Source organism: Hyunsoonleella rubra, assembly GCF_042684665.1.
Classification (GTDB): domain Bacteria; phylum Bacteroidota; class Bacteroidia; order Flavobacteriales; family Flavobacteriaceae; genus Jejuia; species Jejuia rubra.
In genome coordinates this window covers 18,025-44,378 of record NZ_JBHULY010000013.1, presented here as the reverse complement: position 1 = coordinate 44,378, position 26,354 = coordinate 18,025, and the positions used below count along the sequence as shown (strand labels likewise).

General features: G+C 38.7%; 22 protein-coding genes. 8 read left to right on the top strand and 14 right to left on the bottom strand.

The genetic code is table 11. The annotated features are described in order from the left end of the window. The first annotated feature begins 2 nt into the window (after positions 1 to 2). From ACFSR8_RS06645 to ACFSR8_RS06635, 3 genes are all read left to right on the top strand, one after another. Positions 3 to 422, top strand: coding sequence for a thiol-disulfide oxidoreductase DCC family protein (locus ACFSR8_RS06645; RefSeq protein ID WP_380290305.1), 420 nt, complete (start codon positions 3 to 5; stop codon positions 420 to 422). Positions 423 to 530: 108 nt separating this feature from the next. Continuing rightward, the gene (locus ACFSR8_RS06640; protein WP_380290303.1) at positions 531 to 2,624 is read left to right on the top strand and encodes a DUF4139 domain-containing protein; all 2,094 of its coding nucleotides are present in this window, start codon (positions 531 to 533) and stop codon (positions 2,622 to 2,624) included. Positions 2,625 to 2,647: 23 nt separating this feature from the next. Next, positions 2,648 to 2,821 carry a hypothetical protein gene (locus ACFSR8_RS06635; protein ID WP_380290301.1) on the top strand — a complete coding sequence of 58 codons (174 nt, stop codon included), beginning with the start codon at positions 2,648 to 2,650 and terminating at the stop codon, positions 2,819 to 2,821. A 444-nt stretch (positions 2,822 to 3,265) separates the two neighbouring features. Here the strand turns inward: ACFSR8_RS06635 and ACFSR8_RS06630 are convergent, their stop codons facing one another. The 7 genes from ACFSR8_RS06630 to aroC form a co-directional block, all read right to left on the bottom strand. Beyond that, a complete protein-coding gene (locus ACFSR8_RS06630) occupies positions 3,266 to 4,423 on the bottom strand; it encodes a flavohemoglobin expression-modulating QEGLA motif protein (RefSeq protein WP_380290299.1) in 1,158 nt (385 codons plus the stop codon). A gap of 137 nt (positions 4,424 to 4,560) precedes the next feature. After that, entirely contained in the window at positions 4,561 to 5,388 is an 828-nt protein-coding gene (locus ACFSR8_RS06625) for an N-formylglutamate amidohydrolase (protein WP_380290297.1), read from the bottom strand. After that, positions 5,381 to 6,535: a sulfurtransferase gene (locus ACFSR8_RS06620; protein WP_380290295.1), complete on the bottom strand. Its 1,155-nt coding sequence runs from the start codon at positions 6,533 to 6,535 to the stop codon at positions 5,381 to 5,383. The genes ACFSR8_RS06625 and ACFSR8_RS06620 overlap by 8 nt, the downstream gene beginning before the upstream one ends. A 41-nt stretch (positions 6,536 to 6,576) precedes the next feature. After that, entirely contained in the window at positions 6,577 to 7,614 is a 1,038-nt protein-coding gene (gene gshB, locus ACFSR8_RS06615) for a glutathione synthase (protein WP_380290293.1), read from the bottom strand. Between the two features lie 250 nt (positions 7,615 to 7,864). Beyond that, a complete protein-coding gene (locus tag ACFSR8_RS06610; protein WP_380290291.1) occupies positions 7,865 to 9,190 on the bottom strand; it encodes a dicarboxylate/amino acid:cation symporter in 1,326 nt (441 codons plus the stop codon). 54 nt (positions 9,191 to 9,244) lie between these two features. Continuing rightward, a complete protein-coding gene (locus tag ACFSR8_RS06605) occupies positions 9,245 to 9,754 on the bottom strand; it encodes an acyl-CoA thioesterase (protein WP_380290289.1) in 510 nt (169 codons plus the stop codon). Between the two features lie 312 nt (positions 9,755 to 10,066). Then, a complete protein-coding gene (aroC, locus tag ACFSR8_RS06600) occupies positions 10,067 to 11,125 on the bottom strand; it encodes a chorismate synthase (protein ID WP_380290287.1) in 1,059 nt (352 codons plus the stop codon). A 364-nt stretch (positions 11,126 to 11,489) separates the two neighbouring features. Between aroC and ACFSR8_RS06595 the strand changes: the two genes are divergently transcribed. Continuing rightward, positions 11,490 to 12,329, top strand: a complete 840-nt coding sequence (locus ACFSR8_RS06595) for a UDP-2,3-diacylglucosamine diphosphatase (RefSeq protein ID WP_380290285.1) — start codon at positions 11,490 to 11,492, stop codon at positions 12,327 to 12,329. A 170-nt stretch (positions 12,330 to 12,499) separates the two neighbouring features. Then, positions 12,500 to 13,189: a hypothetical protein gene (locus tag ACFSR8_RS06590; RefSeq protein ID WP_380290283.1), complete on the top strand. Its 690-nt coding sequence runs from the start codon at positions 12,500 to 12,502 to the stop codon at positions 13,187 to 13,189. 16 nt (positions 13,190 to 13,205) lie between these two features. On the opposite strand, the gene ACFSR8_RS06585 is transcribed toward ACFSR8_RS06590, so the two are convergent. Continuing rightward, positions 13,206 to 16,115, bottom strand: coding sequence for an FAD-binding and (Fe-S)-binding domain-containing protein (locus ACFSR8_RS06585; RefSeq protein WP_380290281.1), 2,910 nt, complete (start codon positions 16,113 to 16,115; stop codon positions 13,206 to 13,208). A 134-nt stretch (positions 16,116 to 16,249) separates the two neighbouring features. Between ACFSR8_RS06585 and ACFSR8_RS06580 the strand changes: the two genes are divergently transcribed. From ACFSR8_RS06580 to ACFSR8_RS06570, 3 genes are all read left to right on the top strand, one after another. After that, positions 16,250 to 16,750 (top strand): hypothetical protein, encoded by a 501-nt coding sequence (locus ACFSR8_RS06580; protein WP_380290279.1) that lies wholly within the window; start codon positions 16,250 to 16,252, stop codon positions 16,748 to 16,750. A gap of 323 nt (positions 16,751 to 17,073) precedes the next feature. After that, positions 17,074 to 18,108: a ThuA domain-containing protein gene (locus ACFSR8_RS06575; protein WP_380290277.1), complete on the top strand. Its 1,035-nt coding sequence runs from the start codon at positions 17,074 to 17,076 to the stop codon at positions 18,106 to 18,108. Between the two features lie 217 nt (positions 18,109 to 18,325). Continuing rightward, positions 18,326 to 20,941, top strand: a complete 2,616-nt coding sequence (locus ACFSR8_RS06570; RefSeq protein ID WP_380290275.1) for a zinc-dependent metalloprotease — start codon at positions 18,326 to 18,328, stop codon at positions 20,939 to 20,941. A gap of 164 nt (positions 20,942 to 21,105) precedes the next feature. Here ACFSR8_RS06570 and ACFSR8_RS06565 read toward each other — a convergent pair whose 3' ends face one another. The 6 genes from ACFSR8_RS06565 to ACFSR8_RS06540 all read right to left on the bottom strand — a co-directional run bounded on the left by ACFSR8_RS06565 (position 21,106) and on the right by ACFSR8_RS06540 (position 26,299). Continuing rightward, a complete protein-coding gene (locus ACFSR8_RS06565; protein ID WP_380290273.1) occupies positions 21,106 to 21,654 on the bottom strand; it encodes a 1-acyl-sn-glycerol-3-phosphate acyltransferase in 549 nt (182 codons plus the stop codon). Position 21,655: 1 nt separating this feature from the next. After that, on the bottom strand, positions 21,656 to 22,717 hold the full coding sequence (locus ACFSR8_RS06560) for an iron-containing alcohol dehydrogenase family protein (protein WP_380290271.1): 1,062 nt from the start codon (positions 22,715 to 22,717) through the stop codon (positions 21,656 to 21,658). Positions 22,718 to 22,825: 108 nt separating this feature from the next. Further along, positions 22,826 to 23,542, bottom strand: coding sequence for an HAD family hydrolase (locus tag ACFSR8_RS06555; protein ID WP_380290269.1), 717 nt, complete (start codon positions 23,540 to 23,542; stop codon positions 22,826 to 22,828). After that, entirely contained in the window at positions 23,533 to 24,261 is a 729-nt protein-coding gene (gene kdsB / locus ACFSR8_RS06550) for a 3-deoxy-manno-octulosonate cytidylyltransferase (protein WP_380290267.1), read from the bottom strand. The genes ACFSR8_RS06555 and kdsB overlap by 10 nt, the downstream gene beginning before the upstream one ends. Before the next feature lie 28 nt (positions 24,262 to 24,289). Next, on the bottom strand, positions 24,290 to 24,865 hold the full coding sequence (locus ACFSR8_RS06545) for a DUF4126 domain-containing protein (protein ID WP_380290630.1): 576 nt from the start codon (positions 24,863 to 24,865) through the stop codon (positions 24,290 to 24,292). A 9-nt stretch (positions 24,866 to 24,874) separates the two neighbouring features. Then, positions 24,875 to 26,299: an ATP-dependent DNA helicase gene (locus tag ACFSR8_RS06540; protein WP_380290265.1), complete on the bottom strand. Its 1,425-nt coding sequence runs from the start codon at positions 26,297 to 26,299 to the stop codon at positions 24,875 to 24,877. Positions 26,300 to 26,354 lie beyond the last annotated feature (55 nt).

Below are 26,354 nucleotides of genomic sequence, written 5' to 3'. Positions count from 1 at the left end.
CTATGAAATTTGGTGTGCCAAAAGATAAAAAACTAATACTATTTGACGGGGTTTGCAATCTTTGTAATTCCTCTGTACTTTACGTTATCAAACGTGACAAAACCAACCAGTTTATGTTCACTGCCCTACAAAGTGAGGCTGGGCAAGAGATTATTGACCACTTCAAAATTGACACCTCAAAAGTAGATTCCATTTTATTGTACACTCCTGAAAAAGGCATCACGTACAAAAGCACTGCCGCTTTAAAAATAGCTTCAAAGCTAGGCTTTCCAACCAATTTATTGAGTGTGTTTTTAATTGTCCCATCTTTCGTTCGAAATTGGGTGTATGATTTTGTTGCCAAAAACCGTTACAAATGGTATGGCAAAAAGGATGCCTGTATGATTCCTACCCCAGAGCTAAAGAGTAAATTTTTGGAGTAGCCTAGTTGTAACACACCGTTTACTCATTACTTCTTTTCACTGACTCTTTTCTGTTTTTAAACATTGGATGTTGAACCTAGTTTTACCTAAAACTTAAATATCACCATCATGAAATGTCTTATCTTTTTATTGTTGCTCGGTCCTTCCATAATTTTTGGAAACCCAACAAACCCAACAAAATCTTCGGTAAAAGCTGTCACTGTTTTTGTGGATGGCGCAGAAGTTACTCGTTCCGCAACGATTACGCTTCCAGCAGGCACCACCGAATTCACTTTCACCAAGCTATCACCACACATCAAGGAAAATAGCATTCAAATTTCGGGGTTGAATGGGTCCTCTATCCTATCCTTGAATTATGCGATTAATCACATCAATAAATTAGACAAAACCGAAGCCGTTGAAAAATTTCAAAGTGAAATTGAGTCGCTTAAAGATGCCATTCAAATTGAAGACAATCTTATGGAGGGCTTTGAGCAGGAAATAAAAATCATTGAAGAAAACAGGTCGTTGGGCAATAATAGTGAAGTGGTTAACTTGGAAAAACTAAAACAGTTTGCATCCTACTACAGACAACGTATTACGGAACTCAACAATATGATGCATAAATCATTAAAAAAGAAAAAAGCCATTCAAAAAGATATCAACGACATACAGAAACAATTGACCGAACTGAACGTGGACGACAAAATCCAAACGGGTGAAATCAAGGTGAAGCTGACTTCCAATACTTCAAAACAGCTCCAACTAAAAATAAAATACAATGTATCCAATGCTGGCTGGTTTCCCATTTATGATTTAAAGGCTAAGGACATTAGCAAGCCTTTGGAGCTACACTATAAAGCCCACGTATATCAAACTACCGGTGTAAGCTGGGACAATATAAAATTGACATTATCCACCAACGATCCAAATACCAACAATTTAAAACCAGAAATGCATCCAAAATATTTGAATTTTGTCAGTCATAATTATAAATCAGATAATGCTACAAAACGCTATGACTATAAACACAATCCATTTGTAAGGCACGTTACAGGAACCATTACCGATGCTTCGGGCATTCCACTTCCGGGGGCAAATATTCTTCTAAAAGGCACTAGTATTGGGACCACATCTGATTTTGATGGAAATTTTACAATTGATCCGAAAGGCGCCAAGGAATTGGTAGTATCTTACATAGGATTTGTTTCCGAAACGATTCCTATTCATTCCAGCGTTATAAATCTAAGCCTGCAAGAGGATGCTTCCCAATTGGATGAAGTGGTTGTGGTGGGATATGGAACTAAAAAGAAGCAGAACATAACAGGAGCTATTTCCGCCGTAAAAGCGGAAAGCCTGCAAGGAAGAGCTTCAGGAATACACATTAGAGGCGCCTCTAGCATAAATTCTTATGAAGAACCACTATATGTAATTGATGGAAAAATTACGAGCGCAAGTAACTATAGCAATATCCATCCAGATATGATTGCAAACGTTGAAGTCTTGAAAGGTGCATCTGCAAAAAGTATTTATGGCAATAGCGCTTCAAACGGTGTGATCCTAATCACCACCAAAAAAGGAACCCCGACCTCAAATGGGGATATTATTTCGGAAGGCATTACCAATACCAATTTCGAAATCAAAAAATTATCAACTATTGCTTCGGACGGTGATGTTACCGTGATTGAAATTGAAAACTACAGTGTACCGGCAACTTTTTCATATTACACGGCACCGGTTATCAATGAAAATGTATTCCTTACAGCGAAAATTGGCAATTGGCAAAAATTAAATTTGCTACCAGGTGAAGCCAATATCTATTTTGAGGACAGCTATTCAGGGATTACCGCAATAAACCCCTACGCCACCACAGATAGTTTGACAGTATCCCTAGGAATTGACCCCAATGTTGTGGTGACTAGAAAACCGATCAACAATTTCAAAAAAACCAATTTTGTCGGCAATAATAGAATCCTCGAAAGATCGTATCAAATTGAAATCAAAAACAACAAAAACACACCGATTGATGTACAGATTGTGGATAGAATTCCCGTTAGCCAAAACAAGGACATCAAAGTAGATGATATCGATTCGGGCATTTCAGAATACGATACAAAAAAGGGCATCATGAAATGGAAAGCAAAAATTGATGCCACGGATTCTAAAATTTATAAATTTGGGTATTCGGTGAAATATCCGCAGTATCGAAAGGTTAATTTGTGATTTTGTCTTAAACCCTCAAAATAATGATAGACTTTTTTAAAAAACTCAATAAGTGGATTAGGGATTTCATGTTAGATGATGTAGACAAACCTTTCGATGGACCTCTACCTTACCATAAGGAATTTGGCAAAAAAAGGAATCCAGTTGAGCGAATTGAAAAACGTTTTGATGTGCAAAAATCACAAAATCGTGGTTAAGCCTACTTCAAACTCTGTAAAATAAAATCCGCTTCACTTAGTCATGTCGAAATGAGGCACGATTGAGACATCACATTATTCTAAGAAGTGTGATTTCTCCTATCGTCGAAATGACTGGGAATATTTAAAATCAATTTTCTGAAGCCCCAAAACAGTTGATTGTTTAAAGTTTCCCATTTCGGATTAAAGCTAGAAATCAAAACGTTCTTCTTTTCTCTTCTCCATTTTTTTATTTCTTTTTCGCGAGCAATGGCTTCATTTGAAAAATCAAAATTTCATAATACATCAAATAGTTACAACCATATTTACCTGCAAAAAACTTTTTAGCATTTTCACTATCAAAATAGTGTTGGGATAAGCGTCTTTGGATATTATTAGCAACTCATATTTACAGAGTTGCACGGTATGTATTTGTTACTATGCAGACAAAATGTTTGCCGTCCATTACTTCAAACTCCGTAAAATAAAATCCACCTTTTTGTTGGTGTTCTTATTTTCGGCATAAGCATCCGTAATATGCTTTGGTGGCACAGCGTAGCCTTTATCAATTAAGGATTGGATGTCGTCGGCATATTCCAAGGACACTTTTCCGGTTAAAAGCAAACTTAAGTCCTTCCCGGAATGGTAGTAATCATAAATTTTTTTAAGGCCAGAAAGGTATAAATAGTCCTTGGTAAAACCGCCCCCTCTATGGGCGCGAAGTGTAACATAAAAGGCTCTTTCCCTATCTAAATCGTATTGGTTGTGCAACAATCTAAACGTTCTGGAAAAGGGATAGCCTTTAGCCAAACTATCCACGGCAATCACACGATAAGCAAGTTCCTTTAAGCGAGTCACGGTTAAATTATCGCTCATATATTCGGCAAAAACGGCAAGCCCTTCTTGCGTTTCCTCGTTATTCGGTAAACCATGGGAAAATATTTTTAAAGGATGCAACAAGCCATTCATGGTGGTAACCATGTGCACCCCAATTTCATGATTGGTCAATACCGCAATCTCATTTTCAGAATAGGTGTGATTGGTATTAAGAACCAAAGTCTTCACATTATTCAATACCATGGCTATGGCCGAAATTTTGTCTGAAAACTCAATCTGATAACTAAAATCATACTGTTTTGAAAATGCCTTAAAAAACACCTCCGACGCCTTAGCACTATATTTTGGCTGAAATTTGGCCTCATCCATATTTTCATCTTCAAAATGGAGGATAAACTTGGCATTCTCGACATCATTTTCAGTCGGTGTTCCAAAACAGTGCAAGCTGTCAAAATAAAAAGGCCTGCCCTCCCCAACATTTTCAATACATTGAATCAACCCAGAATATGCATAAATGATATCCTGATATAAGTTACGAATGGCCTCGTCATCTATCCGTTCCAAAGGTTGGGTAAACAGTTTTCGGTGCAATTCAAATCTATCAAAGTTGATTTCTGGATATTTAAAAATAGGATCGGTTAAATACTTTGATGCAAAAAAGCGTTCTTTTTCTTCTTCAATATTTATGGGGTTTACATAGCTTAACAGCTCAATCTGTTTTACAAGAGTATCGATATTCTTATCGATTTCCAGTAGGATTTTTGTATTTGTACTATGTTCAATCATTTAATATTTTTTTCATGTCATTCCTGCGAATGCAGGAATCTACTATAAATTTGAGCGTGAGGATTCCGCATCACACTTCGACTAAGCTCAACGGAGCTGTGCGGAATGACAGAACTTTTTATTTTTAGAAGTTAATACTAATCAAAAAGTTTAAATACTTTGTCCGCATGTTCAGGAATACGGACCTTTAACGCTTCTTCAACAGTCTTAACCACTTCGGGATAAATTACCTGCTCGTATTCATCACAATACACCTTTGCAATTTCGGTCGCCAAAACTAGGGTATTTTTAAAATTTTTGGTAACATATTTTAGAAAATAACCATTGCCTTGAAAAGTGTCGTTTATGCCTGAAGTGGATTTAATGCCGTGGGGCAATTTGATTTCGGCAAGGCTCTGACGCCAGTCTTTAATCACTCCTCCAAACCGGTCATTGTCCACATTGCTAGTTCCTAAATTCCAGGTGGGTACATCCCTATCCCAACGTTTCCAATTATAACTGTGCATGTCATATACTATGCAATATCCAAACCTAGACTCCACAGTTTCCACCAAGGCATGCACTACCTTGTAAAAATTAGTATGCTTTTTTAGGCTTTTGGCCTTCATGTCTTCGGAAAGCGGTTGATGCCACAATTGCTTGCCCCAAGCCGTTTCAAAAACAGCATCTTCGGGTGCACGATTTAAGTCATATTCAAATCGTGAATCACAACCAGCTATTACAATCGGGTGTGACTGTACCATATTTTTGGTCTCGGGATCTTCTTCGTACCAACGTTCGTATTCGGTATGGATACAATTAGTCCAAAGTTCCTTTCGGAATTGGTGACCATCGTGTACCGCCCCACATATATAAGGCACATAATCCTCAATTTTTATGGTAAAGGAATAATCTGAAGCCACGGCCTCAAAACAAACTTCCTTTTTAATTTTTGAAATGACTTCTGCCACTGAAAGTCTATCCATCTTTCAAAATCTTTTTGAGGTTGGCATAAGTCGCACGCTCCATTTGGTCATATTTACCATCCGCAAAGGCCATTAATTTGATATCCGCAAATAAATCTGCCAAGTCATTTCGAAAATAATCTTGGGTTTGTACCGCTTCAATAATCTTCTGAATGCTTTGATAGTCGTTATCCTTTTTGAATTGTTTATGCATACGTTCATAAATCTTTTTATCCACACGAGACAACATATACTCCTTTTCGTTCCAAGTTTCATTCAAATCGGAATGCGACACATAAATTAAGATGTACGCCAGTAGCTCTTCCTTCGTCCAAGTTTTGGGGTCATTCATGTTTCCGGAAGTCAAACTCCCATATTCTGTCCAAGAGCCGTCATACACCGAAATATTTTTGTAACCCGACAGTTCCGCACCCAAGGCAAGCACACAAGCTGTAATGCCCGAACCACATGAAAAAATGATATTCTCGTCCTTTTCGGCTCTCATGTAAAAGGCTTTTTCTAAATCCTTTTTAGGCTTTAGTTTGCCATTATTGAGTAAATCGGTAAATGGCAAATTGACAGAATGAGGAATAGTTCCCCGCCTCAACCCAGCTCTTGGTTCAGGCACTTGCATATTAAATCGTTCAGCAGACCTTGCATCAATAATTTTATGGGTTTTAGTTTTTGAAGCAGACTCAATATCATCAAAAAATTGCATGAAACCGGATTGCAATTTAGCTTCAAAATTCCCTTTGGGTCCTTCATAGGGTTTCATGAATTTCGATGGATATCCAGCGTTTTGCCAATTGGGGAAACCACCATCCAAAACTGCAATATTATGAAATCCAAAAGCCTTGAACATCCACCAAACCCTGGCGCTGGAATACATACCTTTGTCGTCATAAACCACAATAGCACTTTCGTTATTGATTCCTAGGTTTCGCGCCTCTTTTTGAAATTGTGTCTCCGAAGGAAAGGCATTCGGAAACGGATCCGAAGTATCGCTAAATTTTTTCTTAATATCGAAAAAACGTGCGTTAGAGATTTGGAGCGTATGCGAGTCAAAACTTTTAGCAATAGTACCATCGAGCACCACAAGGTTGTCGCCCTCCTGATGCTCATAAAGCCATACTGCCGATACTACTGGCGATGTTAAATTAATCTTCATATCTATCTCGCAACACTACTGATCGAAAGCCACCAACAAAATCAAGCATCCTGAACCGTTTTTCTCAATCGTGTTCGTCTATCAAACGCTTGCAATTTGTCCATCACTTTCATTTCAATAAAGTCAATCACCTTTTCTTCAATTTTTGTTTTCAATTTGTACACTTTATTGATGTAAGTAATGCCACCGGGCGACATCACATTCACTTCCACCAACTTGCCCCCAATCACATCAATGCCCACAAAATAAAGGCCATCGTTAACCAGTTTAGGGCCAATTTGTTTACAAAGTGCCTTTTCTTCCTTGGACAAGGAATGTTTCTGGACGCTCCCTCCTGCCGACACATTCGAGCGGTGGTCATCACTCCCCGGAACCCGCTTCATAGCGCCCACCGGCTCACCATTTAAAATTAAAATACGCACATCGCCTTGATCTGCCCCTTCAATATAATCCTGTAAAATCACGTAGCTAGACGTACCGTCGCTATTATTTATATAAAAATCCAACAACGAATTGATATTGCTCATCGCCGATTTTTCAATAAGAATCACACCTGAACCACCGTAGCCGTTCAAGGGTTTCAAAATCATTTTATCCGCTTTAGATTCTTTTATTTGCTCAATCAAATAACGCTTACTTTTTGAAACATGGGTCGCCGGAATAATATTGCTGTGCGCATCACCGAAGGCCGCGGTGTACAATTTGTTATTCGCCTCCCGCATCCCCTCAAGGGAATTCATAATAAACACATCATCCTTAACAGAATCCAAAAAATTAAGCATAATGGGGTCCAAAGGAGGATTAGCCCTGAAAAAAATCACGTCAAAACCAGCCAAGGGCAACATCTCCTCCCTGATTTCGGCCTTGTTGTAAAACGACTTTAAGGAAGACGGCGTTTTATCCATCCTATTTATCACCTTACAATTGGCCGTGGTGACACTGTTCCTAATCGTCAAATCCGCTGGAATGCACATGGCCACACCGTGCTTTCGCTTAACGCATTCTTTAATCAATGCCAAGGTTGTATCATTGTCTGGGTCGATCTTTTCCCAGGGATACATAATAAAACAAATATTCATAAGGCGTTTTTTTGGTTTGAGATAAAATTAATAAGTTTTTCAAAACATCACAACACAACAGAGTAGTTCTTTTTGGGCGTTCCCCTGCGGGTCGGGCTTTCCGCTATATCTTTTTAAAAAATCCGTCATTGCGAGGAGTATGCGACGTGGCAATCCCAAACATTCAAGTTCTTCACAAATTTAGGTTTCCAAAGTTTTAAAAAGGATGCCTCTTCAATCCCTAACGCGGGCCTACCCGCCATCTTCAGATTTACTTCACTTCGTCATAGTGGTCGTCCCACTCTTTTGGTTGTGGGTCGTGGAGCTTGCCCAAGGATTTGGCTACCATCATGGAAACTGTCGCGTCACCAGTAACGTTAACTACAGTGCGGCACATATCCAAAGGCCTGTCCACCGCAAAAATCAATGCCAATCCTATAGGCAATAATTCCGCTGGAAAACCAATGGATTCCAGCACAATAACCAGCATTACCATGCCTGCCGATGGCACGGCTGCACTTCCTATAGACGCCAACAGCGCCGTTAAAATAATCACCAATTGATTGGTAAACGTTAGGCCTTCCGGCCAAATGACTTGCATGATAAAAACCGCCGCAATCCCCTGATATAAACTGGTACCATCCATATTTACCGTGGCACCAACCGGAAGCACAAACCCCGAAACTTCTTTATCTACCCCTAAATGTTCTTCCACGCGTTCCATGGTTACCGGCAGGGTGGCCGCACTACTACTGGTAGAAAACGCCAAAAGTTGCGCGGGGCTAATTTCCTGTAAAAACCAAATGGGCGATTTTTTAGCGTAAACACTTAGGATAATTAAATAGAACACAATCATAAGTATCAAACCACCCACCACGCACAGTGCGTAGTACAGCAGTTTCAGTAAAATTTCGGTGTCGTCAAAAGCGATAATCACATTGGCCAAAAGGGCAAACACGGCATAGGGCGCAAACAACATGATCAAGTCCACCATTTTCATGACCACTTCATTTAGGGAATCAAAAAATCTCACTAAGGGTTTCGCCTTTTCTTCCCCTATCAGCAATAAAGAAATCCCAACAAATAGCGCAAAAAATATCACTTGCAACATTGAGGCATTGGCAAAAGACTGAAAAATATTACTCGGAAAAATGTCTACCAATGCTTGTAAAGGCCCCGCTTCCTTTTGGGCCGAGGCTTTCATCAATTTATCAGCAACGCCGGCATCATTTTCGTATTTTAATTTGATTTTCTCGATGGTATCCTGTGGCATGCCCTTGCCCGGTTGCAACGTATTTACAATACTCAAACCAATGATGATGGCCACCAAAGTTGTGCAAATGTAAATACTCACTGTACGCAAGCCCATCGACTTTATTTTCGAAATATCCTTTAAATCGGAAATACCCTTTATCAGCGAAGCTAAAATTAATGGCACCGCAATGAGTTTCAAAAGATTGATAAAAATGGTGCCAAATGGCGAAATCCAGTCGGTTACAAACCCTTTTCCTCCATCGATACCGTTCATAATAAAACCAAAAATGATCCCGAGGACCATTCCGATGATAATTTTCCAATGCAATGCTAGTTTTTTCATATAAAGCCTCTTCTAACTTCTTTAGTCAATATAATTTGAAACAAGATAAGTATTTTAAGCGTTTTTCAGAATATCATAATCCTTATTAAAAAGATTTAGAATAGCCGTCGGTGGCGCTTTGTCCTTCATGGTAATGCCGCTTTCTGCAAGAATGGCGCGCATATCTTGGGTATCCCGATTTTTCCAAAACCCCACTTTCGTAATGCCTATGGCATACACTTCCCCGTTTCTTGTAAATATTTGGCGATGGTATGCCCAGTTGTCCTCCCAACCTTCAAGCACTAGTGTAACTTTAAATTTTTGCCACCGTTTTAACGGCTTTTTGTAAATAATCTTTTGTGAACCCAACACCGGAAACATCCCTTTTTTAATCGTGGCTTTATACAAATCCGATCGAAATAGGATCTCAAATCGGATTAAATCCATGTAATAAAAGTATTTGGCATTGGACATAAAACGAAATCCCTCACAGTCCAAAAGACTTACTCTTCTGGTTCGGCTAATGTCGGCTTCTAAATCAACCGGTTTCCAAAACAGACGGGACCCAATAAAAATGTACAGCATGTGAAGCCAGTAGTAAACCATATCACTATTGATAAGAGTTTAAAGTTAATACTATCCCTGATTCGGTTATTAAGAATCTGGCCTTAAAATAATTATCCTTGTCCTGCAAGGTTTTGAACACCTTGTAGGTATTTTGATATCAATATTTTATACCTACAAGGTCAAAAAAGAGACCTTGCAGGATCTAAAGTTTTCCTTATTAAACGGACAACAGATTGTCAAGGTTGTCTCTACATAGAAAATATTAATCGAACCCAGGTTATTACTTTTTTTTTGGAATGCCCAAAAGGAAAGTTGAGCTCAACAAAACTTCTAGTAAATCTTATTGATCAAATAGAAATCAGCCAACACCAAAGCGGCCATAGCCTCAACAATAGGAACAGCTCTTGGCACTACACAAGGATCGTGACGGCCTTTGCCCTGCATTTGGACTACTTTGCCTTCCTTGTCGATAGTCTCGTATTTCTGAATTAATGTGGCCACAGGTTTGAATGCCACATTAAAATAAATATCCATCCCATTACTAATACCACCTTGTATCCCTCCAGAGTAATTGGTTTTTGTACTACCATCGGTATTAAAGGCATCGTTATGCTCACTACCGTACATGGTACTGCCATGAAAACCGCTGCCGTATTCAAAACCTTTTACGGCGTTTATGGATAGCATAGCTTTTCCCAATTCGGCATGTAATTTATCGAAAACCGGCTCGCCCAAACCGACCGGTACATTTTTAACCACACAGCTAATAATACCTCCTACGGTGTCACCTTTACTACGCACTTCCTTGATATATTGCTCCATTTTTGAGGCCATGGTTTCATCCGGACAACGCACAATATTGGATTCAATCTTTGTTAAATCCAACTCCGAATAGGGTTTATCCAATTTCATTGTCCCGACTCCTGATACATAGGCGTAGATTTCTACATCCTTAAGCACCTGCTTGGCAATAGCTCCGGCCACTACCCTACACGCCGTTTCGCGCGCCGAACTGCGCCCACCACCGCGATAATCCCTTATGCCGTATTTTTTATCATAAGTATAATCGGCATGGCTGGGCCTGTAACTATCTTTTATATGCGAGTAATCATGGGATTTTTGATTGGTGTTTTCAATAACGAAACCTATTGGAGTTCCAGTTGTTACTCCCTCAAAAATACCAGAATAGAACTTTACGGAGTCGGGTTCTTTGCGTTGGGTAACAATTGCCGATTGGCCAGGTTTCCTGCGGTTGAGTTCATTTTGAATGGCATCCGTATCCAACTCAATTCCCGGAGGGCAACCATCGATAACACCACCCAAAGCAGGCCCGTGTGATTCGCCATAAGTTGTCAAATTGAACAGTTTTCCAAAGGAATTTCCAGCCATAATCCAAATTTTCCGCTAAAATAAAGAATTTATTGCCGAACCTTCCTAGTGCATCACCTAAAAATATATTCAATTTTCCATTTTCAGTTCAAGACAAAAACGAGCAAATTCTTTAATTAGACTCCCATTTTCATGGGAATGACAATTTCAACCGTAACCTAGGAGCAATGCTCCTAGGAATTTTCTTTAATAAACTTTAGCCATGAATTACACTAATTTTCAACAAAGGCAAAATACGATTCATCTTAACATTTGCGTAACAATAACCTGATAATTAGTTAATTGCCCGATAATCTTCACATAATACTAAAAATAGTTATTTGTACTGTGAACAAATACGAATTTACCAACCACCTATACCCCATTGAAAACAAAACGTAAAGTAGAAATTGCGGTAATCTCCGATGTGCATTTGGGAACCTACGGCTGTCATGCAAAACAATTATTAACCTACTTAAACAGCATCAATCCCAAAAAACTGATTTTAAACGGCGATATTGTAGATATATGGCAGTTTAGCAAGCGCTATTTCCCTAAATCCCACTTGAAGGTGATTAAGAAAATTATGGACTTTGCCGCGGATGGTGTTGAAGTGATCTATATTACAGGCAATCACGACGAAATGTTGCGGAAATTCAGTGATACTACCATTGGAAATATTTCGATTGTAGATAAATTGGTGTTGGACATTGATGGTAAAAAGGGTTGGTTTTTTCATGGCGACGTGTTCGATATTTCCATTCAAAATGCCAAATGGTTAGCCAAACTTGGAGGTTATGGCTATGACTTACTGATTTTGCTAAACCGAATGACCAATTGGGTTTTATCCAAGATGGGCAAAGAGCGGTATTCCCTTTCCAAAAAAATTAAAAATGGCGTGAAAGGTGCCGTCAAATTTATTTCAGATTACGAAAAAGTGATTGCTGAGCTCGCCATTGAAAACGGCTACGATTATGTGGTGTGTGGTCACATCCACCAACCCAAAATGGAAATCAAAGAAAACAAACACGGTAAAACCATGTATCTTAACTCTGGGGATTGGGTTGAAAATTTTACCGCTTTAGAATATCAGTTTAAACGCTGGAAAATCTATAATTACAGCCATGACAAACTCTCCCCTTTCTTTGCAGATGAAGATGTGAAGGAAATGGAGGTAAAGGATTTGATTGCGGCAATAACTATTGTTGACAAGACACAAAAGTAATTTCGTCCTAACTTTTATAACGAAAGTCTATTTACCCCTGGTTATCATGACCTGTTGAAGAAAATTAACTACATTAGTCCTCTTATACTGGTATTTTTGAAGTACTTAATGATGCATTTTTTTCAATCTAAATGTTAAAAAGCAAATTCACTAAATTAAAAAAGCTTCCGGTGATTGATCTCTTATATAGAATGATCTATCACCTAGAGGAACTTGAATGGGCAAATGTTTATCACGACAGCATAAGAGGAAAAGATTGGCTTACTGGCCTGTCATTGAATGTGGGAAGGTGGGCAGGGAGCTATACCTTTTTTTACATATTAAACAGGGTTTTAAACGATTACCAACCCAAAACCATAGTAGAGTTTGGACTTGGAGAATCCTCAAAATTTATTTCTGCATACTTAGATAATCAACTTAAGCTATCGAGCCATACGATTGTTGAGGAGAGTGAAGATTGGAAAGACAGCTTTTCAAAACGATTTACGTTATCAAAACGTTCTACGGTCAAAATTGCCCCTCTAACAAAAACCAAGGTGAACACCCATGAAGTCAATAGTTATGGACAAATCACAAAATTACTTGACAAAAAATATGATTTATATGTTATTGATGGCCCCCTAGGCAGTCCTAATTATTCAAGATACGATATCGTAGAAATTGCCAAAACCTTTGATAAAGATGATGACTTTATTATCATTTTTGACGACCACCAACGAAAAGGAGAGCAACAAACATTTAAGGCCCTAAAATCTACTCTTAAAGAAAAAGGCATGGAAATACATACCGGGATTTACAGGGGCAACAAAGAGGTAGCCGTATTAGCCTCTAAAGCATATCCTTTTATTGGTAGCCTGTAAAGTAAAAAACGGTACATTACTTCAAAGCCTCCTTTAAAATCGTAATGGGGTGCTTGGCCTCCCTTCCCGTTCCATCTTTTATTTGATGCCTACAACTGGTACCATTGGCAGCAATAATGACATCATTGCCGGATTTCCGTAGGGCTGGAAAAAGGGTTTGCTCACCTATTTGCATGCTGACCTCGTAATGTTCCTTTTCGTAACCAAAACTTCCAGCCATACCACAACAGCCACTGGGGATAATGGTAACTTTATAATTCTTTGGAAGGTTTAAAGCTGAAAAACTGGACAATTGATTACTTAGTGCCTTTTGATGGCAATGCCCATGGAATTTAATGGTTTTTGGTTCGGAAGTGAATTGGTCTGAAGCGATATTGCCCAATTCAATTTCTTTCTGTAAAAATTCTTCGATTAAATAGGTGTGCTTGGCAATTTTTTCTGCTGAAGCTTTGTCGTCTGCCAATTTTAAATATTCGTCCTTAAAAGTTAAAATGGCGGAGGGTTCGATGCCTATTAAAGGAGTATTTTCGGTAACTTTATTCTTAAAAATTGAAATATTTTTATTTGCAACTATTTTGGCCTGTTCCAACAAACCTTTGGATAAAAAAGCACGTCCAGATTCTACATTTTCTATTAAAGTGACTTTATAATTTAGTCGAGTTAATAATTGAATCGCATCAATTCCAATCGAAGTATCCAAATAGTTGGTGAATTCATCATTAAACAGAAAGACTTCTTTGATTGTTTCACTTCCAACTAATTGAATTTTAGAGCTTTTAAACTGTTTATCTAAACTCGAGTTAGAAATTAAAGGTAAGCTTCTTTCTTTGGCAATTCCCATTGATTTTTTCAAAACTGAAGAGGTCAAACCATTAGAAAATATGAAATTTGAAAACCTTGGAAACCTTCCTAAAGTGCCATTCAAACGATTATTATAGGCTAACAATTTAGTGCGCCACGAAACACCGTTTTCTTTTTGAAATTGATACTGAAACTCAGCCTTTAAACTGGCCACATCCACACTACTGGGGCACTCGCTAGCACAGGCCTTGCAACTCAAACACAAATCAAATACCTCCTTTAATTCTTTATGGTTGAATTTGTTCGACTTTTCGGAATTTGTCAAAAATTCCCTCAAAGCATTAGCCCTTGCTCTGGTCGTGTCCCTTTCGTTTCTGGTGGCTCTGTAACTTGGACACATCGTACCCCCAAATTGGGGTAACTTCCTGCAATCCCCCGAACCATTGCATTTTTCCGCTTCACGAAGAATTCCTTGGGAATGGGAAAAATCCATTAGGGTTTCTATTTTAGGCTCTGCCCGATCAGGTTCATACCTTAAGGATTTATCCATAGGAAAGGCATCCACGATTTTCCCAGGATTAAAGATATTCCCAGGGTCAAATACCTGTTTTATTCGTTTTATAATTTGGTAGTTGGCCTCCCCAATCATCAACGGAATAAACTCAGCCCGCACTATCCCATCCCCATGTTCCCCACTAAAGGAACCATTGTATTTTTTGACCAGATGCGCCACATCCCTTGTGATTTTTCGAAACAATTTTACGTCCTCTTTTTGCTTTAAATCCAAAATGGGGCGCAAATGCAACTCACCTGCACCGGCGTGGGCATAATACACTGCATTTTGATTATATGTTGCCATTAATGCAGTGAACTCCCCAATATAATCGGCCAAGTCGTCCAAAACCACGGCAGTATCCTCGATACAGGCTACGGACTTTTTATCGCCAACAATATTGCCCAACAGCCCAAGTCCTGCACTTCTCAAATGGACAGCCTTATCAATGTCATTACCCACCAGAATGGGATTGGCATAACTTAAACCTGATTTTTCTAAAGCCTTCACCAATGTATCGACCTGATTTTTGACGTCCTCGAAATTATTTGCTTTTACCTCACACATCAAAATAGCTTCGGGATCTCCTACCAAAAAGCGTCTGTTTTCTTGTTGGGTTTTATTACGTTTTGTACAGTCCAAAATGGTTTTATCCATCATTTCGCAAGTGTACAAATTGTGTTTCATTGCAGGCACAACAGCCAGCAAACAACTTTCAATGCTTTCAAAATGTGCAGCTACCATTATGCGATGTTCAGGAGGCAAATCATCTAATTGTAAAGTAATTTCAGTAGTGAACGCCAAAGTACCCTCGCTCCCCGAAAGCAGTTTGCACATATTGAATTTTTCCTCACCTTCAGAAAAAATATCGGTGTCAATCAATGCATCTATTGCATAGCCCGTATTCCTCCGATGGATTTCCGGTTTTGGAAACTTTTCATTTATTTCCTTTTGAACAGATTTAGGCTTTAATTCATCATAAATAGATTGATAAATTTCACCTTCCAAAGTGTCCAACTTTGTTTTCTTCATGAATTCCTCCGACAACAATTCACCAAAAACAACCTCGCTCCCATCGCTCAAAATCGTTTTAAGCCCTAAAACCTTATCCCGTGTTACCCCATATTTTATTGAGGTTGTACCAGAGGAATTGTTGCCTACCATGCCCCCTATCATACACCGATTTGAGGTTGAGGTATTAGGCCCAAAAAATAAGCCATAGGGCTTAAGGTAATTATTCAAGGCATCCCGAACTACCCCTGGTTGCACGGTAACGGTTTTGGCGGTTTCATTCACCTTTAAAATTTTAGTGAAGTGTTTAGAAACATCAACCACAATACCCTTTCCTACACATTGCCCTGCCAAAGACGTACCGGCCGTCCTCGGAATCAAAGAAGTGCTCTCTTGTTTGGCGTATTGAATCAACAACTTGATATCTTCTTCATCCTTGGGGTATGCTACTGCAAGTGGCAACATTCTGTACACTGATGCATCCGTGGCATACAAAGCTTTTATCAAGTCATCATACAATAGCTCACCCGAAAGTTTTGATTCTAAGAGTTTTAAGGACATCGCGTTAAAAATTCTAGGATATGGGTAAATATAGGGACATTTTTGGCGTTATTTTTGCTAAAGCTTTACAATATCGCAATAATCTATTCGTATGGATTGGACGTATATTAGGAAAGATAAAAAACTAAAAACTTATGAAAAAATTAATAGCATTAGTAGCCGTATTATTAGGGTTTACATTGACATCAGGAGCACAAGAAATAGCGGAAAACGCCATTGGCCTTCGCTTAGGGGACAGTAATGCATTTGGTGCAGAAATCTCCTATCAAAGAGCTTTGAAGGAAAACAACCGCTTGGAAGCTGACTTTGGGTGGCGCTACGGCACCAGAAGAGGTTTTGATTTCAGAGGGGTTAAACTTACCGGTATTTACCAATGGGTTTGGAATATCGATGGCGGTTTTAATTGGTATGCCGGCCCGGGAGCAGGCTTGTCTTCATGGAGATTTGATCTTCCGACAGGCGATATTACCGATACCTTTTTGTTTGCCGCTGGAAACGTGGGTATTGAATACAACTTTGACTTCCCTTTGTTGGTGTCTATTGATTTTCGCCCAGAAATTGGATTTGGCAGTAGCACTTATGACAATAATGATTTGGATTTTGATATTGGAATCGGTGTGAGATACCAATTCTAGACATACTTATATAAAGTACCGAAGCACCATTTTTGTGGTGCTTTTTTTATGACCAAATGTTTTAAATCCAGTTTTAAGTGAAATATATTTGAGGAGCTATTAGTTTATTTCAAAATATGAAAACCATCAAACAGGGTTTTATCGGTCGCAGGAGTGTTACCAAAATAAAAAGTGGCCAAACCTAGCTGGGTTATGGGCAAATTCAAGGCAAAATCTAAACGTTCGCTAAAAAAGTTTAACTTTTTTCTGTGGAATGGGATTTTTTCTTAGCACAATTATTTCTCTTTTTTATATCTTAACGGAAATTGTTGAAACCATACTAAATGAAACCTTTTCGGATTATAGTGCTTTTGATGTGTTGTCTTGTGTTAAATAGTTGCAAAAACAACACCAAACCGGCAGAAACACAAACACAAGAAAAATTAAAAGCCCTGATTATCGATGGTGAGAACAATCATGGTATTTGGCCAAAAAGCACCTTTATGATGAAGGATTATTTAGAGCAGACTGGACTTTTTGACGTGGATATTGCCAGAAAACTATACAATTGGGTTGGGCCTCATCACAACGTTAAAGGCTTGGATAGCATTGAACAGCTATTAGAATTATATCCTTTTGATGATGGCGTAAAAAGGACTTCACTGGATTCCACAAGATTTGATCCCAAATTTAACCCCGATTTTAGTAAATATGATGTGGTAGTGAATAATTTAGGCTGGAAATCATCCCATTGGCCAGAGCAGACCAAGAAGAATTTTGTCAACTTTATTAAAGGTGGTGGAGGTCTAATTATTGTTCACGCTGCCAGTAATGCATGGGGCGATTGGGACGACTACAATAAAATGATAGGCCTTGGAGCCTGGGGAGGCAGAACTGAAAAATCAGGACCGTACGTGTTTTATAATTCAGAAAACAAGATTGAATACGATACGTCAAAAGGAAATTGTGGGCAACACGGTAAGCAAAGTGAATTTGTTATTACTACCAGGGCTCCAGAACATCCAATAATGAAAGGGCTCCCCAATGAATGGTTACATGGCAAAGACGAATTATACGAAAAGCTAAGGGGGCCTGCTGAAAACATGACCATTTTGGCTACTGCCTACTCTGATAAAAAAAACGGTGAAAAGCGCACTGGCAGACACGAGCCTATGCTCATGGCAATCGACTACCACAAAGGTCGTATTTTTCACACCACTCTAGGCCATATGGACTACTCCATGGAATGTGTTGGTTTCATCACAACGTTGCAGCGTGGAGCGGAATGGGCTGCCACAGGTAAAGTCACACAAAGCATTCCTAAAGATTTTCCCAACACCATTAAGTCAAGCTCGAGAACTTGGAATCGCTCAAAATAAAGTTTCAAATCCTTGTAATCGAAAATTTTACAAAGCACCAAACTTACACATTGAAACATTTATATTTCTATTGATTATAAATATGAATCTGTTGCCCTATTTCTATTCCCATGTGTATATTTTAACTTCATTTAACATTTTAAACTATAATCTTCTTTTGGTTAATACTTAAATTTGTGGGATTCATTTATAAAGACATAATTTTAGTTATACAAATATGCTTGCTTTCAAATTTAAAACCCTCAGCTCTGCTTTTGCTATCCTCCTAGCTTTAAGTATTTTACCATTTAAATCTTCAGCTCAAAATCAAAGGAGGAACAAAAAAAAGAAACAAAACATAGAGGCCCCTGTCACCCAGGCCAAGAAAAATTCAAAAAAAACTATTCAGGACTTAGTTAAGGGAAGTGCAAAAATTGATGGGCTATTTACCATCTATCAAGATACCCTAACTGGTGCTGTACAGATGCTAATTGAAAAAGAACAACTGGATAAGGAGTTTATCTATTTTTCTCAGATTGCAAATGGCGGCACCGAAGCTGGCCGACTTAACAGGGGCATCTACCAACCAACCTCTGTTTTCAAAATTCAGAAGCATTTCAACAAAATTGAATTTATAAAACAAAATACTTCCTTTTATTTTGACCCAAATAATGCGTTATCAAAATCCAAAGGGGCTAATATTTCTCATGGAATCGTTGCTAGTTTAAAAATTGAAGCCTCTGATGAAAAGCAAGGACAGTATCTTATCAATCCGAATGAATTGTTTTTAACAGAGACTTTTCAACAAGTAAAACCTGTAAAATCTCCTAAAGCCCCTCCAAAACCTTTTACATTAGGAAACTTAGACAAAAACAAGTCTAAAATAAAGGCCATTAACAATTATCCGGAAAACTTGAATGTAGCTGTGGAGTATGTATACTCAAAAGCGTCAACATATCAGCAAGGCTCGAAAGCTCTTGCGGACCCAAGGAATGTAAGCATTGAGTTCTTGCATTGCTTTATCTCTATGCCCGAGGACGACTACGAGGTTAGGTTTGACGATCCAAGAGTGGGTTTCTTCATTACAGAGGTCGATGATAAAACTTCAACTTCACCCACACCTTACAGGGACTTAATTAATCGCTGGAAACTCAAAAAGAAACATCCAGAATTGGCAATTTCTGAACCCGTAAAGCCCATTACTTGGTGGCTTGAAAATACCACCCCAATTGAATGGCGGGAAACTATAACAAATGCTGTGCTTGAATGGAACAAAGCTTTTGAGAAAGCAGGTTTCAAAAATGCCATAGTCGTTAAACAACAACCAGATGATGCGGACTGGGATGCCGGAGATATTCGATACAATGTTTTGAGATGGACCTCAACTCACAAACCTGCATTTGGTGGCTATGGCCCTAGAATGGTAAATCCAAAAACCGGAGAGATTTTGGGAGCGGACATTATGCTGGAATTCAGCATGATAAGTAATAGAGATTTTAGCAGTAAATTGTTTGATGAAGCCCACTCAGATGTACAAATTGAACATTCATTCTATCCATTAAATTCTGAAAGCGACCACTTGTCATGCAGTGTTGGTCAGCAAATGAGCACTAATATATTGCTTGGTAAAGCCTATATCAAGCATAGCGAAAACGATTCTGAAAATTTAAGCCGATTAACCAAAGAAGGACTGACGTCTACCGTGATGCATGAAATTGGGCATACATTAGGGCTGTACCATAACATGAAGGCAAGCCATTTGTTTTCTCCCGAAGAATTGGCTGACCCCAACTTTATCCAAGGCAAATGCCTTACAGCTTCCGTGATGGATTATACCATGATCAATTTGACTAAAGACCCTAGTAAACAAGGGCATTTTTTCGATGTTAGCGTTGGCCCTTATGACATATGGGCAATTCAGGCAGGTTACACCCCTTTTAATTCTGACCAAGAACGTGAAACATTATTGAATAGGTCTACAGAACCTCAGTTGGTTTTTGGTAATGATGGTGACGATATGCGTTCCGCAGGCAAGGGTATCGACCCTCGAGTCAATATTTTTGATTTATCAAATGACCCTATTCTTTATGCACAGATACAATATGAATTATTTGATGGACTGATCAAGAATTTAAAATCAAAACTAACCACAGAAGGCCAATCTTATCACGAACTTACCAGGGCTTATAACATCCTCAACATCTATAAACGCATTTATGCGGGTGTGGTTAGCAGATATATCGGAGGCATTTATTTGGACAGAGCCGTGGCTGGTCAGGAAGGGGGTACAAAGCCCTACATCCCTGTTAAATTGGAAGACCAAAAGCGGGCAATGACCTTTTTGCAACAAAACGTTTTTGCTCCAGACGCTTTGAAACCGGCTGAAGACTTGCTGAATTATCTGGCCATTCAAAGAAGAGGCTCCAATTTTTTAAACAGTACATACCCTGAAGATCCGAAAATCCACAAACAAATCCTTACAAGTCAGAAGAATGTTCTAAATCATCTGCTCCACTCCAACACCTTGCAAAGAATTTCAGATTCTGAATTATACGGCAATCAATATAAATTATCTACTATGATGAGTAATTTGAACGATGCAATTTTCAAGGCAGATATTTATGGTAATGTGAATTCCTTTAGACAAAACCTTCAATTGGAATATACGCGAATGCTTCTCGATATGCTAAATGGAAAACAAAGCTCAAAGTATACGCACCGGGCAAAATCTATGGCGCTACACAATTTAAAACGAATTCGTACAATGGCGGCTCCGTCAGGCAACTTGTCCTCAAGAGCCCACAAACAACACTTGCGAATTTTAATTGATAATGGCCTGGAAGAATTAAAATAATTCTAAGTAATTGCAATAAAAAAGCTACTTCAATTTGGGTTTTGTAGTAGCTTAATTTTCTTTAGCCGGCCTATGTTTCTTTTTAGGGACAATGAATTGTTTACTTTATGTTTCATAAACCTATTCTACTTAACGCAAACTCCATGCCATAAGTCAAAATAATCTTAAGAATATTCCGGAATTTTTCCTTTAACACCTTTAAAAAAACGATACATAAATTTGAAATCGGCATCCACATCACTCGTTGGATAAAATGGTTTTGAAAACGTATTTTTTTTGTTTTCAAAATCTAGGGTGAACATCACAATGGGGACATTGGCTTCTTTGGCAATGTAGTAAAAACCTGTTCTCCATTGTTCAACCTTTCTACGCGTGCCTTCTGGAGCCATGGCCAACTTAAAGTTTTCATTGCTCTCAAACACCTGCGCTATGGCCTGAACTTTATTTTGCTTATTGTGTCTGTCTATTGGCCTTCCCCCCAGTGCTCTGAAAAAAAATCCAAAAGGAAAAACAAACAGTTCTTTTTTGCCTACAAAATTCACCTTTATACCCAATACACCTCTTACTAAAATACCAATATAAAAATCGTGCCAGCTGGTATGCGGAACGGCAATAATTACTGCTTTTTTAATGCTTTGAAGCGTTTTGTAATGCCCATCAACTTGCCAGCCTAATATTTTGAAGTAAATAAATTTAGCCAGCCTCCGCCTCATATTACATCTTGAGATAAAGTTCCTTGAGCTTTTTTGACGTTATTGTTTTTTTCCAGTTTTTACCAACCGCATTTTCCCATAAGGGCTCCAATCCCAAAGCAACATCAATCATTATATTCAAATCAGATTCGCTTAAATCCGAACAAATACCCTGTGGTAATTGGATATCGTGTTTTGCCATCATAGTTTTAAAAAGAGCAACATCCTTTGGATAAAACTCCTCTAGGTGATTAAATACAATACAGTTGCCTATACCGTGTTTGGTGCCCAATAAATAAGATAGCCCATAACTCACAGCATGGGCAACACCAACCTGCGAATAGGCAATGCTCATGCCTCCGTGCCATGACGCCATCATCAACTTATCCTGTGCTTCCTTGGTGGGTAGTCCTCCATTTAAATAGATTTCCTTGCACAATCCATAGGCCATATCACCATAGGTTTTACTAAATGCATTTAAATAGGTCCCGTTTAGAGACTCGACACTATGGATAAAACAGTCCATACCTGTGTAGAACCATTGGTCTTTCGGTACGCCGTTAGTCAGCTCTGGGTCTAGCACAACCTGGTCAAAAGGTGTATAATCTGAATTGATGCCCAACTTTCGTTTTGGACCAGTTAATACAGTTGTTCGGGAGACTTCCGATCCAGTTCCTGAGATAGTGGGAATACCTACGTGATATACGGCTTTATTTTTGACCAAATCCCATCCTTGATAATCCTCAGATTTTCCGTTATTAGTCAACATAATGGCAACAGCCTTGGCCAAATCCAAAATGGTACCTCCTCCGACACCAATTATTCCTGATGGCCGTTCTTTGGAGGTTACAATGATACTTTCCACCAATTCATCCACCTGTGAGGTTTTCGGTTCCTCATCTGCGGAAACGTAAATAATCCGGTCGTTATAAGCTAAAGGAATTCTTGAGGTTAATTCTCCATCCAGTTTAAAAACATCATCTACCAAGAAGATAAATGGTGCATTAATATTTAAACGTTTAGGTTCAATTAATTCACCTAATTGATCGAAACTACCTCGGCCAAAAACAACTCTTGGCACCATTGGAAAGTTTTTATAGCTCATGAATCCGTCTTCTTTACAAGGGGTAAAAATAATATTATTTTAATTCTACAGGTGGAAATAGAATGAAAGTTTCCTTACATCGCATATCTAGGTTTGATTTTCGGGTAAAATCCGCAAAACATCCCGCAGTGAATTTAGGGTTTTATAAGTCTTACCATTAGTCTCCTTTTCTGTTACCTCTTCATGCGCCCATGTGGTGTGAAACGGAACATGAATCGCTTTTGCTCCAATATTTACCAAAGGCAACACGTCCGATTTCAGGGAATTCCCAATCATCAAAAACTCACTAGGGTTGATATCCAAATGCTTTAAAAGCTTCTCATAGTTGTTTTCTTTCTTATCGCTAAGCACCTCAATATGATGAAAATACGAGGTCAGCCCCGATTTTTCCAATTTCCGTTCTTGGTCTAGCAAGTCACCTTTTGTGGCTAATATTAACCTGTATTTTTTGGAAAGCGATTTTAAGACCTCTTCTACCCCGTCCAAAAGTTCCACTGGCTTGTTCAGCATGGTTTTGCCAATGTCCAAAATCTTGTTCATTTTTCTACTCGGTAGGTTGTAATTGGAAAGTTCCAAGGCACATTCCACCATGGATAGGGTAAACGCTTTTACGCCATAACCATACAGTCCCAAATTCCCAATTTCCATTTTAAACAATTCCTGATCAATCTTATTGGGCGTTTCGTATTCTGAAAGTAATTTGGCAAAAGCTTCTTCAGCTTCGCGAAAATAGGTTTCGTTTACCCATAAGGTATCATCGGCATCAAAGCCGATAACTTTTATATCGTCGTAGTTTATTTCCATAATTTTTTGGCGCGTTCTAAATCTTCAGGGGTATCAATTTCAACACCTTGAACATCAGTTTCAACCATTTTTATACGTTTTCCGTATTCCAAATACCGTAATTGCTCCAGTTTTTCTGACGCCTCCAAAGTCATCATTGGTAAACGAGAAAAGTCCAAAAGTGCTTGTTTTCTAAAAGCATACACCCCTTTATGCTTGTAATATTTAACGTCCACTTCTTTATCTCTAGGATACGGAATAGGGCTACGGGAGAAGTATAGGGCAAAATTGGATTGGTCAATGACCACTTTAACGGTATTAGGATTATTTATCTCTTTCTCATCTTCAATATGAACCATCAAAGAGGCCAGATCTACTTCCTTTTTATCATCTTCCTTAAACACTTCAATCAATTTGCTCAAGGACTGTGTGTCCGTGAAGGGCTCATCACCCTGTACATTAACTACCACATCTATATCCAATTGTCCAACAGCTTCTGCAATCCTGTCGCTACCACTGGCATGTTCTTTTTGACTCATCATGACCTTGCCTCCATTCCTTTCAATTTCATTAAAGATGAGATCGCTATCGGTTACCACGATAACATCATCAAAAAGACCGGTAGCTACCGTGGCCTCGTATGTGCGAAAAATAACGGTTTTACCATGTAAATCCTGCATCAATTTACCGGGGAATCTTGAGGCACTATAACGTGCGGGGATCATTGAAATTATTTTCATGTGTATTCAATTTCAGATTCAAAAATAACTAATTATTTATAGTTTGTCTGGGTTTCAAACGGCGGTATAATTTGAAAATTATAAATAAAATAAGAGCTACAAGGATAATAGCAACAACGGGTAAAAAGATGGAGATAACTGACATTACAACAGAGGTGCCGGTTTCAACGGTACTTACTACTGGGTTTGCCAAACCGCCAGTGGTAGCGGTGGATGCCAAGCGCGTTGTTCCCGAACCTCCAGCAATTGCTGCTGCTGTTCCTCCTCCAGCAATGATAGCCAATGCCCAAGTCACCACAGGACTCATATCGGCCGCTGTGGATAGCACAACTGCGGTACCTGCAATAGCCGCTAAGGGCACTGCAATGCTGTCCAAAAGATTATCAACATAGGGAATGAAATAAGCAAAAATTTCCACCAAAGTAGCAACACCAAGTGTTATCAACGCAGGTATACTAACCAACCATTCCCAGGAAGCATTCAGTTGCCAAACACTAAAATAGGAGGCCAAACTTAGCGCAAACAATGGCAAAAATACCCTAAATCCAACTGAGGCCGCCAAGCCAATGCCCAAACAAATACTGATAATAGTTTCGCTTTCAATCATTAATAACTAGTTTTCAAAGAAATCATCCTTAAAACCTATAAGATACAATTTTTCCGTGGCTCGGGTTACGGCAGTATAGAGCCATCTTAAGTAATCACTATCAATACCATTGGGCAAATAGGGTTGCTCCACAAAAACGGTATGCCACTGCCCACCTTGGGATTTATGGCATGTAATGGCATAAGAAAATTTAACCTGTAGGGCATTAAAGTGCTTGTTGTTCTTCACTTTTAAAAATTTTTTATAATTGCTCGTTTCATTTTCAAAATCCTTCATCACCTCTTGATATAGCCTATTGGAATCATCATAAGACAACGAGGGCGTTTCAGCATGAATGGTATCCAACAACAATACTGTTTCAAAAGGTCGCATACGTGGATAATCCACCATTCGGATTTTTACTTCCGCAAAGCGAAAACCATACAATTCTTCAATCCTAAAAATCTCAAGAACTTCAACAATATCCCCATTGGCGATAAACCCGGCTTCTGTAGTTGGTTTAATCCAAAAATAGTTGTTTTTAACAACCATTAAATAATCGCCCGCACTCAGTTCATTTTCATTAAATAAAATCCTGCTCCTAATCTGTTGATTATACATGTTGGCCCGCTTATTACTGCGCACGATAATGGCAGTTTCCTCGTAGCCCAAATTACCGTAAGCATCATTAATGGCATCCATAATTTCATAGCCGTCCACCAACCGAACGATATCCTCGAAGCCTTGAATTTCAAACCTAAAATTATCAAGAAACTCATTGGACAGGGCCTCCCTTAAACCTGTAGCATTGGCTAAAATACCAGAATCATGTTCCTGTCTCACTACTTCATCCAGCTCCATGCGTTTCACTTCTTTATTGTAATTCAAAGCCAATTTATTTTCATCTAAAGCCGGGCTGATATCCAGTTTTACAGGAGGCAATTGAGCAGTATCCCCAATCAATAGAAGTTTACAGCGATGCCCAGAATAGACATATTGCATCAGATCATCCAAAAGCGAACCGTTTTCAAAGAGTTTTGAATCCCCCGGTGTATCGGGAATCATTGATGCTTCGTCCACTATAAAGATGGTGTTTTTATGCTTATTTGGTTGCAATATGAATTTCACACCACCGCCACTGCTCTTCTTCGGAAAATATATTTTCTTATGGATAGTGAAAGCTTCCTTTTTAGAATAATTTGCGATTACTTTGGCGGCCCTTCCCGTGGGTGCCAATAAAACAGCACTCATTTTAGCTTTCCACAAATTGGTCACAATAGTGCTTACAATAGTGGTTTTTCCAGTACCCGCGTAACCCTTTAAAACATAAAGTGAATCAGGTGCTTTGTCAAAAATAAATTCAGAAAGTTGTTGAAGTACAATATCTTGTTTTAAGGTAGGCTGAAAGGCAAAGTCTTGTTTTATAAGCGAATAAAATTCAGAAGATGTCATTCAGCAACAAAATAGGTTAGAAATTATCCAAATATAGAAATGATTTTTGTTCAGA